At 62.7% G+C, this 16,538-nt stretch carries 10 protein-coding genes; 1 reads left to right on the top strand and 9 read right to left on the bottom strand.

What is annotated here, in order from left to right; translation table 11 throughout:
• Positions 1-91: 91 nt before the first annotated feature.
• From nifJ to fdnG, 7 genes are all read right to left on the bottom strand, one after another.
• Entirely contained in the window at positions 92-3,598 is a 3,507-nt protein-coding gene (gene nifJ, locus BerOc1_RS00785; protein WP_071543825.1) for a pyruvate:ferredoxin (flavodoxin) oxidoreductase, read from the bottom strand.
• Between the two features lie 381 nt (positions 3,599-3,979).
• A complete protein-coding gene (locus BerOc1_RS00780) occupies positions 3,980-5,362 on the bottom strand; it encodes an MBL fold metallo-hydrolase (protein WP_071543824.1) in 1,383 nt (460 codons plus the stop codon).
• A 77-nt stretch (positions 5,363-5,439) separates the two neighbouring features.
• On the bottom strand, positions 5,440-6,486 hold the full coding sequence (locus BerOc1_RS00775; RefSeq protein WP_071543823.1) for a hypothetical protein: 1,047 nt from the start codon (positions 6,484-6,486) through the stop codon (positions 5,440-5,442).
• Between the two features lie 355 nt (positions 6,487-6,841).
• The gene (locus BerOc1_RS00770; protein WP_084640989.1) at positions 6,842-8,893 is read right to left on the bottom strand and encodes a bacteriohemerythrin; all 2,052 of its coding nucleotides are present in this window, start codon (positions 8,891-8,893) and stop codon (positions 6,842-6,844) included.
• A gap of 163 nt (positions 8,894-9,056) precedes the next feature.
• Positions 9,057-9,851 carry a formate dehydrogenase accessory sulfurtransferase FdhD gene (locus BerOc1_RS00765; protein ID WP_084640987.1) on the bottom strand — a complete coding sequence of 265 codons (795 nt, stop codon included), beginning with the start codon at positions 9,849-9,851 and terminating at the stop codon, positions 9,057-9,059.
• A gap of 113 nt (positions 9,852-9,964) precedes the next feature.
• The gene (locus BerOc1_RS00760) at positions 9,965-10,699 is read right to left on the bottom strand and encodes a 4Fe-4S dicluster domain-containing protein (RefSeq protein WP_071543821.1); all 735 of its coding nucleotides are present in this window, start codon (positions 10,697-10,699) and stop codon (positions 9,965-9,967) included.
• A gap of 11 nt (positions 10,700-10,710) precedes the next feature.
• Positions 10,711-13,752 (bottom strand): formate dehydrogenase-N subunit alpha, encoded by a 3,042-nt coding sequence (fdnG, locus tag BerOc1_RS00755; protein ID WP_071543820.1) that lies wholly within the window; start codon positions 13,750-13,752, stop codon positions 10,711-10,713.
• Between the two features lie 563 nt (positions 13,753-14,315).
• Between fdnG and BerOc1_RS00750 the strand changes: the two genes are divergently transcribed.
• The gene (locus BerOc1_RS00750; protein WP_071543819.1) at positions 14,316-14,648 is read left to right on the top strand and encodes a zinc ribbon domain-containing protein YjdM; all 333 of its coding nucleotides are present in this window, start codon (positions 14,316-14,318) and stop codon (positions 14,646-14,648) included.
• Positions 14,649-14,764: 116 nt separating this feature from the next.
• Here the strand turns inward: BerOc1_RS00750 and BerOc1_RS00745 are convergent, their stop codons facing one another.
• Positions 14,765-16,054, bottom strand: coding sequence for a TRAP transporter large permease (locus BerOc1_RS00745; RefSeq protein WP_071543818.1), 1,290 nt, complete (start codon positions 16,052-16,054; stop codon positions 14,765-14,767).
• Positions 16,055-16,058: 4 nt separating this feature from the next.
• On the bottom strand, positions 16,059-16,538 hold the full coding sequence (locus tag BerOc1_RS00740) for a TRAP transporter small permease (protein ID WP_129586458.1): 480 nt from the start codon (positions 16,536-16,538) through the stop codon (positions 16,059-16,061).

Raw genomic sequence — 16,538 nt, 5'->3', positions numbered from 1 at the left:
AAGTTTAGGAAAGGATGGGGATGGGGGGCCGGGGGCAAAAAAGGCCGGAGCAAATGCTCCGGCCCTTTTATAGGTCACGGTTATCGCGGGGTTATTCCTTGCAGTCTTCGCCCGCCATGTGCTTGAGGGTTTCGTAGCGCTTGTTATAGGTGTTCTCGATTTCGGCCCGGTATTCCTTGGAGAACTCGGGGTAGAAGCGCTCGAGCATGGCGTAGCGGTTTTCGCCGGACAGGAACTCCTGGAGGGTGCCGTCGGGCGCCTTGGATTCCAGGATGAACGGGTTCTTGCCCTCGTCGGCCAGCAGCGGGTTGTAGCGGTAGAGCGGCCAGTAGCCGGAATCCACGGCCAGCTTCTGTTCCAGCTGGGTCTTGCCCATGCCCTTCTTGATGCCCTGGTTGATGCACGGAGCGTAGGCGATGATCAGGGACGGGCCGGGGTAGGCCTCGGCCTCCTTGATGGCCTTGAGGAACTGCTGCTTGTTGGCGCCCATGGACACGGAGGCCACGTAGACGTAGCCGTAGGTCATGGCCATGCGGCCCAGGTCCTTCTTGTTGGTCGTCTTGCCGGCCGCCGCGAACTTGGCGATGGAGCCGAGCGGGGTGGCCTTGGAGGACTGGCCGCCGGTGTTGGAGTAGACCTCGGTGTCCAGGACCAGGACGTTGATGTCCTTGCCGGAAGCGAGCACGTGGTCCAGTCCGCCGTAGCCGATGTCGTAGGCCCAACCGTCGCCGCCGAAGATCCAGATGGACTGCTTGGTGAACAGGTCGGACATGTCCAGGATTTCCTTGAGAGCCTTCTTGCGCGTGCCTTTGAGTGCCTTCCTGATGGCCTCGCCGGCAAGCTTGGACTCTTCGGGATCGTTCATGACCTTGGCCCACTTGTTCAGCTTGGTCTTGAGCGCGCCGGTTTCGGCCTTGGCGGCCTCCTGGCAGAGCTGGGCCAGGTGGGTGCGGCGCTGGTCCGTGGCCATCTCGATGCCGTAGCCGAATTCGGCGGCGTCCTCGAACAGGGAGTTGCCCCAGGCCGGGCCATGGCCGTCGGGATTGACGCAGTACGGCGCGGTGGGAGCGGAAGCGCCCCAGATGGACGAACAGCCGGTGGCGTTGGCGATGACCATGCGCTCACCGAAGAGCTGGGTGATGACCTTGACGTACGGGGTCTCGCCGCAGCCCGCGCAGGCGCCGGAGAACTCCATCAGGGATTTGCGGAACTGGGAGCCCTTGACCGTGTCGCGGCCGAAGGCGTCCTTGTAGGTGACGGTGTCCGAGAAGTCGAAGTTGGGCACCTGGACCTCGGTCTGGGTGGCGATGGGCTTCATGACCAGGGCCTTTTCCTTGGCCGGGCAAATGTCGGCGCAGTTGCCGCACCCCAGGCAGTCCAGGGAGTTGACCTGGAGGCGGAAGTGCATGCCCTTGACGTCCTTGCCCACCGCGTCGATGGTCTCGAAGGTGGCCGGGGCCGTCTTCATCTCGTCGTCGGTGGCCAGCACGGCGCGCAGGGCGGAGTGCGGGCAGACAAAGGCGCACTGGTTGCACTGGATGCAGTTTTCCTTGATCCATTCGGGGACCAAGATGGCCACGCCGCGCTTCTCGAATTTGGAGGTGGCGGCGGGCATGGTGCCGTCGTGGGAGAAGGCCGAGACGGGCAGGGAGTCGCCCTTCTGGGCCAGGACCGGGCGCATGACGTTCTTGACGTAGTCCGGCTCGCGGCGGCTGGGGGCCTTGTCGTCCTTGAGACTCTTCCAGGACTCGGGCACCGGGATCTCGACGATGGCGCCGGTGGCCGCGTCCACGGCCGCGTTGTTCATGTCCACGATCTTCGGGCCCTTCTTGCCGTATGCCTTTTCGATGCCGTCCTTGAGCAGGGCCACGGCCTTCTTGAACGGGATGACGTCGGCCAGCTTGAAGAAGGCGGTCTGCATGACCATGTTGATGCGGCCGCCCAGGCCGACCTCGCCCGCGATCTTGACCGCGTCCACGGTGTAGAACTTCAACCCCTTCTCGGCGATGGTCCTACGCATGGCGGCGGGCAGTTTCTTGTCCATCTCCTCGGCGGTCCAGGAACAGTTGAGCACGAAGGTACCGCCGTCCTTGATGCCTTCGAGCACGTCGTAGAGGTTGACGTAGCTCGGATTGTGGCAGGCGATATAGTCCGCGTTCTGGACCAGGTAGGTGGACTGGATGGGCTTCTTGCCGAAGCGCAGATGCGAGATGGTGATGCCGCCCGACTTCTTGGAGTCATAGGCGAAGTAGCCCTGGGCGTAGAGGTTGGTGTTGTCGCCGATGATCTTGATGGCCTGTTTGTTCGCGCCCACGGTGCCATCGGAGCCCAACCCCCAGAACTTGCACTGGACCGTGCCTTCGGGGGCGGTGTCCACGCAGTCGCAGTCGAACAGCGAGGTGTTGGTGACGTCGTCCAGGATGCCCACGGTGAAGCCGTTCTTGGGCCTGGACAGGGAGTTGTAGATGGATTCGACCTGGGCCGGGGTGAAGTCCTTGGAACCCAGGCCGTAGCGGCCGCCCACGATGACCGGGGCGTTGCTCTTGCCCGCGTAGGCGGCGCAGATGTCGAGGTACAGGGGATCGCCCAGGGAGCCGGGCTCCTTGGTGCGGTCGAGGACCGCGATCTTCTTCACGGTCTTGGGGATGGCGGCCATGAGGTGCTTGATCGAGAAGGGCCTGAACAGGCGGACTTTGACCAGGCCGACCTTCTTGCCGTTGGCGTTGAGGTAGTTGACGGTCTCCTCGATGGTCTCGCAGCCGGAGCCCATGGCGATGATGATGCGGTCCGCCTTGGGATGGCCCACGTAGTCGAACAGCTTGTAGCGGCGGCCGGTGATCTTGCCGACCTGCTTCATGGCGTTGGTGACGATGTCCGGGATGGCCTCGTAATAGGCATTGGTCGCCTCGCGGCCCTGGAAGTAGATGTCCGGGTTCTGGGCGGTGCCGCGAACGTCCGGGTGCTCGGGGTTCATGGCCCGTTTGCGGAATTCGGCGACCTTGTCCATGTTCAGCAGGGGCAACATATCCTCGTAGTCGATGACCGCGATTTTTTGAATCTCATGAGAGGTGCGGAAGCCGTCGAATGCGGACAGGAACGGGACGGATGCCTCGACAGTGGAGAGGTGGGCCACCAGGGAGAGGTCCATGACCTCCTGGACGGAGTTGGAGAAGAGCATGGCGAAGCCGGTCTGGCGGCAGGCCATGACGTCCTGGTGGTCACCGAAGATGGACAGGGCGTGGGCCGCCACGGCGCGCGCGGACACATGGAAGACGCCGGGCAGCAGTTCGCCGGAAATCTTGTACATGTTCGGGATCATCAAAAGCAGTCCCTGGGAGGCGGTGAAGGTGGTGGTCAGCGCGCCTCCGGCCAGGGAGCCGTGGACCGCGCCCGCCGCGCCCGCTTCGGACTGCATCTGGCGGATCTGCACGGTCTGGCCGAAAATGTTCTTGCGTCCATGGGCCGCCCATTCGTCGGCGATCTCGCCCATGGGCGTGGACGGGGTGATGGGGTAGATGGCGGCCGTCTCGCTCATGGCGTAGGCCACGTGCGCGGCAGCGGTATTGCCGTCCATCGTTTTCATGGTCTTCTTGGGCATTTGCTTCTCCAAGTGGTTTGATTTGGCCTGTGTCTGCTAAGGGACATATAGCGGGATCGACGATCGAGTCCCGTGCGGTCCGGTGCGGACCGGATCATGCAAGGCTATACACGTTCCATTCTAGTTGTGTCGCGATTTATGAAGCCGGGGTCAAGTCCTTTGCCTTCCGTTCCCCGACCAATCGGGGCCATTTACCGATTTTTTTGGGATTGCCGAACGGAATGCGGGATTTTTGTGATTTTATTCACATAGTTCTTTAACGCCTGTTCATAACGTTCAATGGGACGTTTTTGCAACTAGATTAGGGAGTTCGTGAGGCGCGAACAGCCGGCCACAAAAAAAGGCCCCGATGATCCGGGGCCCTTTTGTTTGTTTCGTGAATTATTTTTCCGTCTTGAAGCCTGCCCGGCTCCAGGCGAGGTAGCCGCCCGCCAGGCTGCGGACGTCCCAGTAGCCGTGCTTCTGCAAATAGGATGCGGCGATGTTCGCGCGGTAGCCCGCCGCGCAGTAGATCAGGTGATGGGCGTTCTCGTCCAGGTCGAACTTGCCGTCCAGGATGTCGACGAGCGGAATGTGCTTGGCTCCGGGAATCCGGCCGCCTTCCCATTCCACCGGGGTGCGCACGTCGATCAGGCTGATCTCCTTGCCCTCGTCCTGGATGTTCTGCAGGACCTGGGCCGAGTCGATGGCCAGGGAATCCACCGCGCGCCCGCTGTAGACCCAGGCCTGGATGCCGCCGGACAGATAGCCGAGGATGTTGTCGTAGCCGATACGGTGCAGTTCCACGCGCATGCGTTCGTAGTCGTCGCGGGTGTCCACCACCAGGAGGATGTCCGCGTCCGGCTCCACGGTCATGCCCACCCAGTTGGCCAGGCTGGGCTCGAAGCCGATGTTCAGGGAGCCGGGGATGTGGTACCCGGCATAGGCCGCGGCGTCGCGCACGTCGATGACCACCGCGCCGTCCTGCATCCTCTCCTCGAACTTGTACGGGTTCATGGCCAGGTCCAGGGGGCAGCGCTCGAGCAGGGGCGCGCCCGAGGCGTTGGTGGATATGATGTGGCTGAAGGACTTGGGCCGGGCCGGGAAATTCTGGCTCATGGCCCGGTGGAAGTCCTCGAATTTGTCGAAGCCAAGCATGGGGTTGTGGCGGCGTTCGAAGCCCAGGGTGGAGCTCGGCTTGGAGGACATGCCGCGCCCGCACAGGGAGCCCGCGCCGTGGGCCGGGAAGACCTCCAGGCTGTCGGGGAACTTGGCGAACTTCACGTACAGGGAGTTCCACAGGTTTTGGACCTGTTCGTCGAGCTTGGCTCCGCCGACCAGGTCGGGCCGCCCGATGTCGCCGACAAAGAGCACGTCGCCGGTCAGCAGCATCCACGGCTCGTCGCCGCGTGTGGTGTCCGTGACCAGCAGGGACAGGGCGTCCGGGGTGTGCCCCGGGGTGAACAGCACCTCGAGCTTGGCGTTGCCCACGGTCAGCTGCTGGCCCTCCACCAGCGGGGTGAATGCGTAGTCCACGGGCGAGGTCTCGTAGACCATGATGTCGCAGCCGGTCTGGGACTTCAGTTCCTGCGCGCCGGACACGTGGTCCGCGTGCACGTGGGTATCGATGACGTGGACGATCCTCATGCCCTCCTCGCGGGAGATGTCCAGGTAGTCCTGCACGTCCCGCTTGGGGTCCACAACGACCATCTCACCGGCGGCTGGGCAGCCGATGACGTACGAGAAGCAACCGAGTCCGGGGGTGGTGATCTGTTTGAAGTACATTGAGAGCTCCTTGGTGAATTCTCTTCTTGCTACCGGAGAGAATACCACAAAGAACATTCAATGCAACATATGAGCACTTATTTGAGTTCGTCCGCCTTGGCCCGGAAGCGCGCGGCCAGGTCGTCCATCAGGTCGGCGGCCGTGCCGAAGGCCTTGAGCTTTTCCTCGGGCTGGCCGAGGGTGCGCCGGTAGGCCCACTGGGAGAGATAGAAGAGCTCGGATTCGGGGCAGGCCTGGCAGACCTTCCGCAGGTGGGTGACGGTCTCGGCCCGGGAGCGCTCGCGGAACAGGATGGCCTGCTTGAGCCGGTCGCTGGCCTCGCTCGTGGCCTTGCCTTCGGCAATGGCGGTCTGCAGCTGGCCGTTGGCCCGCTCCACGGCCTTGGCCGCGCGGCGGTACCTGCCGGCCATCTCGACAATGGCCGGATCGTCGGCAAAGGCGTGGAAGACCTCGGCCGTGCGCTCGATGCGTCGGGCGTTGAGCCGGAGCATGACCTTGATCTCGTCCGTGGACAGGGTCCGGGTCTCCTTGTCGTCGCCGACCATGTATTCGCGTTCGGTGTTGGCCGCCGTGTCCACCAGGTGGACCATGAAGGCCGGGACGTAGATGTCGTACAGGGTCTTGAGCATGGCCGGATTGAAGGCGTAGTCGTAGACCGCCTTGCGCGAGCCGTTGATGTCGTCGCCGCTCACCGCGAAGCCGTCCAGCTCGCGGCCGTAGTAGCGGTTCAGGGACACGGCCGTGGCCAGGGAATCGGGCTTGCCGTTGGGGCCGCGCGGCTGAAAGCGGTGGAGCAGGAAATCGGCCAGGGATTCCACGAAGGTGAAGGTGACCACCTTGTCCTCGGAGACCTCGATGGTCTTGGGCTCCTCGGTCTTCTCGGGTTCGGCGGCGGGCGGCGGGGTGACCGTTTCGGGCTCGGCCGTGGACGGCGAGTAGTCGGGCTTGGCCTCCTGGCCCTTGCCCACCCAGTCCGGGGCCCTGGCGGGCTCGGTTTCGGGCGGGACCACCTCGGACCGCACGGCGGAGGGCTCTTCACCGCCCCGGTTCAGGATGAGAAAGGCGCCGACGGCGAGCAGCGCGGCGCAGGCGATGAGGATGAGGGCGGTCCGATTCTGTTTCATGACCTTGCCTCCCGGCAGGGATGTTGGTTGTCCTTCGTGTTCCAGGCGTACTGGTCGTCCATGTCGGCGCAGCCGATGCCGTTTGGGCGGCATCCGCCCCGACGAGCCCAAGGCTACCCTGAGCGTCGGTTTTGGGCAATGCCTCTTTGGGCCCAGCGGAAGGCACGGACAAAACTGGGTCGGAAACCCACCGGGAAAGGAAGAACGCAGGCCTTGAAACAGTGAGGCGCAGTCAACTGCATTGCTATCTATGCTGATGATATTATGAGATAATTTTTTATATGCCGAGTCGCGAGAGAGAGGCCGTCGGTTCCGGGCCACCGGGGGCGGTCCGGAACCGACGGCCAAGGATGGGCTACCTGTCGTTTTCCATCGCTTCCTTCAAGAAGGGGATGTAGCGGTAATCCACGCCCTTGATATGGTCGACCAGCCAATCCTTGAGGAAGAAGAACAGGTCGTGGCTCATGCCGGTTTGTCCCGATTGGAATCGCTCGATGAAAGAGTTGGCCTGGCCCAGCAGATCCCGGTGCACGGCCTTGTGGTCCTCGACCTCGGGATAGCCGTATTTGTCGAACAGGGCTTCCTCCTGGCCGAAATGGTAGGTTGCGTAGCGGCCCACTTCCTCCAGAATCTCGCCGAGCACTGCCTTGCCTTGTCCCTGCTGCATGGCGCTGTTGAGCCGGTTGATCAGGGCTATCAGCTCCTTGTGCTGGTCGTCGATGATCTCAATGCCCGTGGCGATGGAATCGTCCCAGACGATGAGCGGCTTGGTCTGCTTGATATCCGCCGGGGAGGGGCGCAACGGCTGGGCCGGTTTGGCGGCGGGCGCGACGGCCGGTCTGGGCGCGGGGCGCACGACCGGTCTGGAAACCGGTGCGGCCGGAGGCAGGTATTCCCTGTTCGGTTTGACCACGCGGGGCGGCACCGTGCCCTTGTTGTCGCTTCCGGTCCGGAAGAACCGCAGTTCCTGGCGGAGGCCGGACGCCTCTCCGGACAGATCCTCGGTGGTGTCGGACAGTTCGCGGGCCATGCGCGCGGTGTCCTGGATGCCCGAATCCAGGTCCCGGACGGCTCTGCCTACCATCTCGGTGTCGCGGTGCTGCTCGGAACTGGAGGCGTTGATCTCCTCGATCATGGCTGCGGTCTGCTCTATGTCGGGCACCAGCAGCTTGAGCAGCTCGCCCGCCTGGTTGGATATGTCCACGGTGCCGGCCGAGAGTTCGCTGATCTCCTTGGCCGCCGCGCCGGACCGTTCCGCCAGTTTGCGCACTTCGGAGGCGACCACGGCGAACCCCTTGCCGTGGTTTCCGGCGCGCGCCGCCTCGATGGCCGCGTTCAGGGCAAGGAGGTTGGTCTGCCGGGCTATCTCCTCGATGACCGTGATCTTGCCCGCGATGGTGGTGATGGCCTCCAGGGCCGTGCCCACGGACTCGCCGCTCTGGCGGGCGTCCTCGGCCGCCTTGGTGGCCAGTTTGTGGGTTTTCCTGGAGTTGTCGGCCGTGGTGGCGATGTTGGAACGCATGCCTTCCATCAGCGAGGCGATCTCGCTGACGGATCCCGCCTGCCGCGTGGCGTTTTCGGCCAGGGTGGCGGCCATGCCGTTCAGTTCGGAACTCCGATGGGCCATGGTCACAGTGGAATCCTTGGCCTGGCTGACCACATCCTTGAGGCGGCTTTCCATGGCGGCCAGGGCACGTGCCACCATGCCGATTTCGTCCTTCTGGTCATTGAGGCAGACCCCGGTCAGGTCGCCCTTGCAGATGGTATCCATGGTCGCATTGAATTCGCGCAGCGGCAGGATGAGTTTGCGTTGGATGGCCAGGAAGCTGATCAGCGTGGTCAGGAGCATGATGACGATGCCGATGATCTGTGAGAGGAGCAGGACGCGCACGCGGTTTTCGGACTCCGCCTGCATCATGGTCACGGCCTGGTTCATGTTGACCAGCACGGCCAGGCTCTGCTTGTTGAAGTCGCTCTCCAGGGCCTGACGCTCCAGGATGCCGTCGAGGGCGGAGCTGTAGGGCTCCCACAGCTTCTGAACTTTGAGCAGTTGCTCCCTGACCGGGCCGGAGGGAGCGGGAAGGTCGCGCTTCTCGCCGTCCGGGTCGGTCGAGATCGGGGCCGGGCCGGAATCGGTCAGGGCGGCCAGGGTGTCGCGGAACAGCCGCGAGGTGGTTTCCACCTGCTTGCCCATACCGGCGCCGTCCCTGCCGGCGCGACGCTCCTCGAGATAGAGCAGGGCTTCCTTGGCCATTTTCTGGCTGAGCATCCGCTGGCGGCCCGCCAGGTTGATGACCAGCCCATCCTTGTCTTGGGCGGCGGTTATGACCAACGTGGCCACGAACATGGCCAGCCCCACGGCCAGCAACAATCCGATGGCCGAATACAGCTTCACTCGCAGACTCATTCTTCCCTCCCAACATCGGCATACGGCAATATGCAGATTCAATATATGATTGTGAGATAGGGATAGAATGTTACCAGAAAAATATCGCCCGTGTGATTATAATTCCGCAGCCGGGAAGTGGGGGAGTGCGGCCCGACCGGTCGGGCAGGCCCGGAAATGGGGTTCAGGAACGGATTCGCCAGCCGTTGGCGTAGACGGTGAACCCATCCCCGCCCATGCGTCCGATGAGGGTGATGCCGCTTCTTTCGGCCAACTCCATGCCCGAACTGGTGGCGGCGGAAAATCCGCACAGGACCGGAATGCGGGCCGCGGCAGCCTTGGCCGCCAACTCCGAAGCCAGGCGTGAGGTCAGCATGGCGATGTCCACCTCGGTCAGGAGGCGGCCTTTCAGGGCCGCGCCCACAGCCTTGTCAAAGGCACAGTGGCGGCTGACGTCCTCGCCGTAGGCCAGCAGTTCGCCGCCCGCCTTGAACAGGGCGGCCGCATGAGTGGCCCGGGTGCTGTGGTAGAGCCGCTGGCGTTGCTCGAACCCGTCGCGCAGCCGGAAGATTTGTTCGGGATCGATGCGCGGTCCGCCGGACAACGGGCCGGGCGCGCGCCGGGGAGGCGTCTGCCTGAGCCTGACCACTGCCTGGGCCGGGGCGTTGCCGCGAAAGGTCATGTCGAGGATGTCGGCATGGCTGCGGATGAGTCCCAGGGTGAAGAGATGCCCGGCGATCAGGTGTTCGTCGTCGCCCGGAGTGCGCGGCAGGATGATGTCCTCGCGGCCCGGCACGGTGATGCGCAACGGTTCCTCCACCACGACCATGGCCGTGCGGCCCTGCATGGCCCCCGCGCAATAATGCTCCAGGGCGGCCCCGCGCACCAGTTCCGGAGCCTGAACCGGGGCGTTGGGACAGGAGGCCGGCTCACGGGAGGGCAGGGGGGGAATGTTCAGGGAGAGTTGTGTGGAGGGCATCGGCTGTCCTTGTCGGTTCGCTGTCGCGCCGGGCGTTCACGCGGGGCCGGAAGGCCCCAGGCGGCCGGAGCGTCGCGGGGGACGCTCCGGCCCGGTTCCGGAGGCGGGACGGTTTAGGCCTTCATCGCCTTGATCGGGCTCGCCAGTTTGGCGAACAACTGCTTCTTGGTCATGGGGGAGGTCGGCTTGGCCTCGGCCACCGCGTACTCGTGGTAGGTGTCGGGCGTGTCGGTCATCAGGTAGATGACGCTGACGTCCTCGGGATCGCCCAGCGACGCCTTGGGCCATTTCTTCTTCAGGAGCGCGAGCCGCTCCTCGGCCAGCTTGAGCATGTCTTCCCTTTCGCCGAAGTTCATGGTGCCGGTGGGACAGGCACGCACACAGGACGGGGGGAGACCGTTGGTGATGCGGCCGAAGCACATGGTACACTTGGACATAAGGCCGGTCTGGTCGTTGCGCCGGGGGATGTTGTACGGGCAGGCTTCGCGCACCTCTTCGGCCTGCTCCGGGGTGAACTGCATGGTCTTCTCGGTGTACAGTACCGCGCCGGTCTTTTCATCCTTGATGATGGCGTTGTCGATGTACACGTCGCCCACTTCCTTGCACGGCGGGACCTCGCAGTGACGGCACTGGTCCGGGAAGAAGTTCCAGCGGATGGTGCCGGTCTCGTCCATGTAGTCGTGGAAGCGGACCAGTTTATAGTTGTTGGGATTCAGGTCCGGCGGATTCTGGTGGCTTCCCCATTGCAGGGTCTTGTTGGCGGGAAGCCCGTGCCATTCCTTGCAGGCCAGTTGGCAGCCGCGGCACGCGGTGCAGCGGGATGTGTCTATCAGGAAGGATTTGGACATGATTGTCTCCTCTACCGTGCCAGTTCGGTGATCTTGTCCGCCTTGCGGATGTTCACGCAGCACGCTTTGTATTCCGGGATGGTGGTGTTCGGGTCGCCCACCGAAGGCGTCAGCCGGTTGGTGGAATCGCCGCTGCCGGGCGTGGTCCAGCCGAAGCAGTAGGGCATGCCGATTTCATGGATGATCCGGCCGTGCACCTTGAGCGGGCGCATGCGCACCGTGACCATGGCGATGGCCTGGACCTTGCCCCGGATGGATTCGATGATCACGCCGTCCCCGTTCTTGATGCCCTTTTCCTTGGCCAGTTCCGGGCTCATCTCGACGTAGAGCTGCGGTTCCGCCTCAAGCAGGTTGGGCACGTTGCGGGTCTCGCCGCCGCCGCACCAGTGCTCGGTCAGGCTGTAGGTGGTCAGCACGATCGGGTAGTTGGGATCGGCGGGCTTGGCCAGGACGTCGGGCGCGCTGGTGGTGAACTTGTAGACCGGGCTCGAGAGCTGCTTGGAGAACAGGTTCTTGTTCACCGGGGTCTCGGCGGGCTCGTAGTGCTCGGGGAACGGGCCGTCCATGCGGCCGGGGCCGAACAGGTGTCCCAGGCCGTGGGTCTGCATGATGAACGGCAGCTTGCCCTTGCCTGTGGACAGGGGCGGCCATCCGCCGTCGGGCACGTCGCCGACCCACTTGCCGTCCTTCCACTCGATGACCGCCTTGGCCTTGTTGTACGGCTTGCCGTTGAGATCCACCGAAGCGCGGTTGTAGAGGATGCGGCGGTTGACCGGCCAGGACCAGGACCAGTTGGGGTACAGGGCGATCTTGGCCTGCATGGGGGTCTGTTCCGGGGAGCGGCGCAGGGACTTGTTGCCGTCTTCCTCGGTCCAGCTTCCACAGTACAGCCAGTTCAGGCTGGACGTGGCGCCGTCGGCGCTCAGGGCGGTGAAGGAAGGCACCTGCTGGCCCTTCTTGTACATCTTGCCCTTGACCTCGGTGTCCTTCTGGAAGCGGCCGTTGATGCGCTGGCAGAGGTCCTCGGGGTCGAACTTCTCGGGCCAGTCCTGGTTGAGCACGGGCGCGGCGAAGGTGCCGCCCTCGTTGCGGTACATATCGCGGATGATGTTGAACAGCGGCACGTACATCTCGCCGAAGGGCCGGGTCTTGAACTGCGGCGGCACGCACTGGTGGTGCCACAGGACCCAGCGGCCGGAGTTGGTCACCGAGCCGGATTTCTCCATGCGGTGGGCAGACGGCAGCAGGAACATCTCGGTCTTGACCGTCTTGGGGTCGACGTCCGGACGGTGCCAGTTCTCCGTGGTCTCGGAGTTGTGCAGCTCGGCGCAGACGCACCAGTCGAGGTTGTCCATGGCCTTGCGGATCTTGTGCGTGTTGGGCACCGAGTTCATGGGGTTGAGGCCCATGAAGAAGCCGCCCTTGATCTCGCCCTTGTACATGCGGTCGAAGAGGAACAGGTACGAATAGTCGTGCCCCTTCTCGATCTTGGGCAGCAGGTTGTAACAGAAGTCGTTCTGGGCGGTGGCATTGTCGCCGAACCACGCCTTGAGCAGGCTGGTCATGTATTCGGGCTTGTGCTGCCACCAGTTGGCCGACTCGGGGTCGTGGCTGACCGGGGTGTTGGCCTCGTTGTATTGCGACAGCGTCTGCCACGGGGCCGCGGGCATGGCCATGTAGCCGGGCAGGATGTGGTAGAGCATGGCGTGATCCGTGGAGCCCTGGACGTTGGGCTCGCCGCGCAGGGCGTTGATGCCGCCGCCGGCCACGCCGATGTTGCCGAGCAGCAGCTGGATGATGCCCGAGGTGCGGATGTTCTGCACGCCCACGGTGTGCTGGGTCCAGCCGAGTGCGTACATGACCGTGCCGGCCTTGTCCGGGCGGCCGGTGGCCGAGAAGGTCTTGTAGACCTTTTCCAGGATCTTGGGGTCGACGCCCGTGGTCTTGGACACGGTGTCGAGATCATAGCGCGAGTAGTGCTTTTTGAGGAGCTGGAAGACGCAGTGCGGGTCCTTCAGGCTCTTGTCCTTCTTGGGCTTTCCTTCCGCGTCCATCTGGTAGGTCCAGGTGGACTTGTCGTAGGTCCTGGTCATGGGGTCGTAGCCGGTGAACAGGCCGTCCTTGAAGCCGAACTCCGGGTTCACCAAAAGCGAGGCGTTGGTGTACTCGGTGACGTACTCATGGAAGTAGCGGTCCTTCTCGATGATGTATTTGACCATGCCGCCCAGGAAGGCGATGTCCGTGCCGGAGCGCAGGGGCACGTGGAAGTCGGACCTGGCCGAGGTCCTGGAGAACTTCGGGTCCACGTGCATGACGGTGGCACCCTTGTCCTTGGCGCGCAGGACGAATTTGAAGGAAATGGGATGGTGCTCGGCCGCGTTGCTGCCCATGATCAGAATGGAGTCGGCGTTGGCGATGTCGGTCCAGTGGTTGGTCATGGCGCCGCGACCGAAGGATTCGCCCAGGGCGGACACGGTGGAGCTGTGGCAGACGCGGGCCTGGTGGTCCATGTAGACGATGCCGAGCGCGCGGGCGAACTGGTGTGTCAGGGCGCATTCCTCGTTGGAGGCGTGGGAGGTGCCGAGCAGGAACATGGACTCGATGCGGTTGACGGCCTTGCCGTCCTGGTTGCGCAGGATGAAGTCCTTGTCGCGGGTCTCCTTGACCCGTTTGGCGATGCGGTCGAGGATCCAATCCCAGCTCTTCTCTTCCCACTTGTCGGAGAACGGGGCCCGGTACATGGGCGTCTGCAGCCGGTTGTGCTCGGTGGTCATGGACAGCATGGCCGCGCCCTTGGCGCACAGCGCGCCTTCGTTGACCGGGTAGTCGGGGTCGCCTTCGGAGCTGACCAGCTTGCCGTCCTTGACGTAGCCGATGACGTTGCAGCTCACGGAACAGAAGGGACAGACGGTCAGTATTTCCTTGGCGCCGCTGATCTTGAGTTGCGCGGCGTACGCCTTCACGGGAGCAAGGTCGAAACCCAGCTGTCCCAGCGTCATACACGCAGCTCCCGTACCTGCGAGTTTGAGAAAGTTTCGGCGATCCAGTTTCATGAGGATGCCTCCTTGAGTTTTGCCGTACCGCTCACCGCACGGTCATTAGACGGAAGTGTGTCTTGAGCGATTTTGTAAATACCATAAAAAAATCCATGATTTCATTATGTTCATTTGAACAATGGCCTGTTTTGGGCCGTGATTTGGTGTCGGAACGTTGTATTGATGTGTTTTTTTAAATATAGATATTGTAAATGACAGGTATTTATAAATCGAATTAGTTATTTTCAACACATTAAAATTACGTGGTTTTTTATTTGTGCCAGATCGAGGTGAAGAAACAAACGCGCAAAGCAGGGCGGAACAGGCTGAATTGCTTGGGGCCGGGCGGTCCGGGCCGGATTTGCCGGTGTGAGGAGGCAGGGGCCCGGTGTCGCCCCGAGGGAATGAAAAAGGCGTCCGTAGAGGTCGGGAATACGTGGATCAAAGAGAGGCGATCAGGGGAGAAAGGGACTGAGACGGACATTTTTCGGTCCGTTTTGCATTGATTAGACGGCGGCTATTATGTATTGCCCGAATCGGTTTGGCCTTGAGACGGAAACCGATAACCGAATTGGAGAGTCATGGAAAATTTACCTGATTGCCCGAAGTGCCGGTGCGAGTACGTGTATTCCGACGGCACCGTCCTCATTTGCCCCGAGTGCGGGCATGAATTTCAAGCGGACGACGCCCAGGAGAAAATCTACAAGGACGCCAACGGCAATGTCCTTGTGGACGGGGACGACGTCATCATCACGCAGGACCTGAAGGTCAAGGGTGCCTCGCCGCTCAAGAAGGGGACCAAGGTCAAGAACATCCGGCTGATAGAGCCAGAGGACGGAGTTCACGACATCGCCTGTAAGATTCCGGGGTTCGGTTTCATGTACCTCAAGACCTCGGTGGTCAAGAAGGTCTGATGGGGGAGCCGGTTTCACGAACAAGACGACCAAAAAAATGAGCCCTTGCGATTATTCGCAAGGGCTCATTTTTTTTGTTTCCGGACAACGGGGGCGTTCCGTCTTCGGTCAGGTTTCTATGGCGTGTATAGCCCGGCCCATTCGGGTAGGAACAGCGACAGCGCCGGGATCAGCGAGATGACGATCAGGACCACGAAGTCCATGACCACGTAGGGGATGGCCTCTTTGGCGATCTCGTCCACTTCGCATCCGACCAGGTTGGCCGCGGTGAACAGGTTGACGCCCACGGGCGGCGTGGCCTGGCCGATGGCCAGGGCCGAGATGAAGATGACCCCGTAGAAGACCGGATCCACGTGGAAGGCCGACAGGACCGGGATGAGGATCGGCATGAGCAGGTACGAGATGGAGATGGCGTCGAGGATCATGCCCAGGGCGAACAGCAGGACATTGACCAGCACGATCATGACCACGGCGTTGGGGGATACCTTGATGATGAAGTCCGCCAGGGTGTCGATGACGCCGGTGACCGAGGCCGCCCAGGTGAATATGCCGGCAAAGGCCACGATGAACATGATCACGGAGCTGGTCACCGCCGACTCCACCAGGATTTCAATTAGGTCGCGCCAGCCGATGGAGCGGTAGATGACCACGGCCACGAACAGGCTGTAGAACACCGCCACCACGGCCGCCTCGGTGGGCGTGAATATGCCGGTGTAGATGCCGCCCAGGATGACCACCGGGGCCATGAGCGCCCAGAACGATTGGCGCAGGGCCTTGAGCAGGTCGGCCATGCAGCCTCGGCAGACCAATCCCCGGTAGCCGCGCCGGTAGGAGATGTACCAGGCCACGAACATGGTGGCCAGGCCGGTCAGCAGGCCGGGGATGATCCCGGCCACGAACAGGGCGGACACCGATACCGAGGTGATGTTGCCGTAGATGATGAACGCGATGGACGGCGGGATGATGATGGACAGGTCCGACGCATTGGCGATGGTCGCTCCGGAAAAGGCTTTGTCATAGCCGTTGTTGAGCATGGGGGTGAGCAGGATCATGCCCACGGCGGCCGTGGTCGCCGGGCCGGAGCCGGACATGGCCCCCCAGAACATGCAGGTCAGCACGGCCACGATGGACAGGCCGCCCGTGGCGCGCCCCACGAGCAGTTCGAAGAAGGCGGCGATGTGCGCGGCGATGCCCGCCCGTTGCAGGATCACTCCGGCCAGGACGAAAAAGGGAATGGCCAGCAGCGGGAACGAGGCGATGCCCGAGGCGAAGTTGACCCCCAGCATCTCGGCGCCGAGGTCGAAGTACATGATGGTGGCCACGGCAGAAACGCCCAGGGAAGTCCCGATGGGCGCGCCGATGAACATCAGGACCAGGAACAGGGCGAGGATGAGCAGGAATTCCATGGCGCTAATCCTCCTTCCGTTCGGCCAGCCTGGTCATGGCGTCCTTGTAGATGCCCTTGAAGACGAAGACCGACAGGACCGGCAGTCCCAGGTAGTATATCCATACCGGAATATCCAGGGCGGCGGAGCGGGCCTGGAACAGGGTGACCTCGTCGTAGATGGCCTGGATCATGTAGTAGTCCAGGACCAGGAAGAGGCCGACCGCCAGCACGGAATAGACGATGATCCACGTTTTCTGCAGGGCGCGGGGGAACATGTTGAAGAAGGTCACCATGCCCATGTGGCCACCCCGCTCGAACGCGATGCCGATGCCGATGACGGTCATCCAGACGAAAAGATTGATGGTGATTTCCTCGGTCGCGGCCAGCGAGAAGTGGAAGATGTACCGGCTCAGGATGTTGAGGAAGGCGATCACGACCATGGCGGCCATGCAGATGGCCACCAGCCAGTGACCGAGAGGAAATCCGAATAATAACTTTTTCAC

It is taken from the genome of Pseudodesulfovibrio hydrargyri, from assembly GCF_001874525.1.
GTDB lineage: Bacteria > Desulfobacterota > Desulfovibrionia > Desulfovibrionales > Desulfovibrionaceae > Pseudodesulfovibrio > Pseudodesulfovibrio hydrargyri.
This window is presented reverse-complemented; position numbering and strand designations above follow the sequence as displayed.

Excerpts from the sequence above, each read along its gene's own strand:
- nifJ (WP_071543825.1), bottom strand. The coding sequence starts at position 3,598 with ATGCCCAAGAAGACCATGAAAACGATGGACGGCAATACCGCTGCCGCG.
- BerOc1_RS00780 (WP_071543824.1), bottom strand. The coding sequence starts at position 5,362 with ATGTACTTCAAACAGATCACCACCCCCGGACTCGGTTGCTTCTCGTAC.
- BerOc1_RS00775 (WP_071543823.1), bottom strand. The coding sequence starts at position 6,486 with ATGAAACAGAATCGGACCGCCCTCATCCTCATCGCCTGCGCCGCGCTG.
- BerOc1_RS00770 (WP_084640989.1), bottom strand. The coding sequence starts at position 8,893 with ATGAGTCTGCGAGTGAAGCTGTATTCGGCCATCGGATTGTTGCTGGCC.
- BerOc1_RS00765 (WP_084640987.1), bottom strand. The coding sequence starts at position 9,851 with ATGCCCTCCACACAACTCTCCCTGAACATTCCCCCCCTGCCCTCCCGT.
- BerOc1_RS00760 (WP_071543821.1), bottom strand. The coding sequence starts at position 10,699 with ATGTCCAAATCCTTCCTGATAGACACATCCCGCTGCACCGCGTGCCGC.
- fdnG (WP_071543820.1), bottom strand. The coding sequence starts at position 13,752 with ATGAAACTGGATCGCCGAAACTTTCTCAAACTCGCAGGTACGGGAGCT.
- BerOc1_RS00750 (WP_071543819.1), top strand. The coding sequence starts at position 14,316 with ATGGAAAATTTACCTGATTGCCCGAAGTGCCGGTGCGAGTACGTGTAT.
- BerOc1_RS00745 (WP_071543818.1), bottom strand. The coding sequence starts at position 16,054 with ATGGAATTCCTGCTCATCCTCGCCCTGTTCCTGGTCCTGATGTTCATC.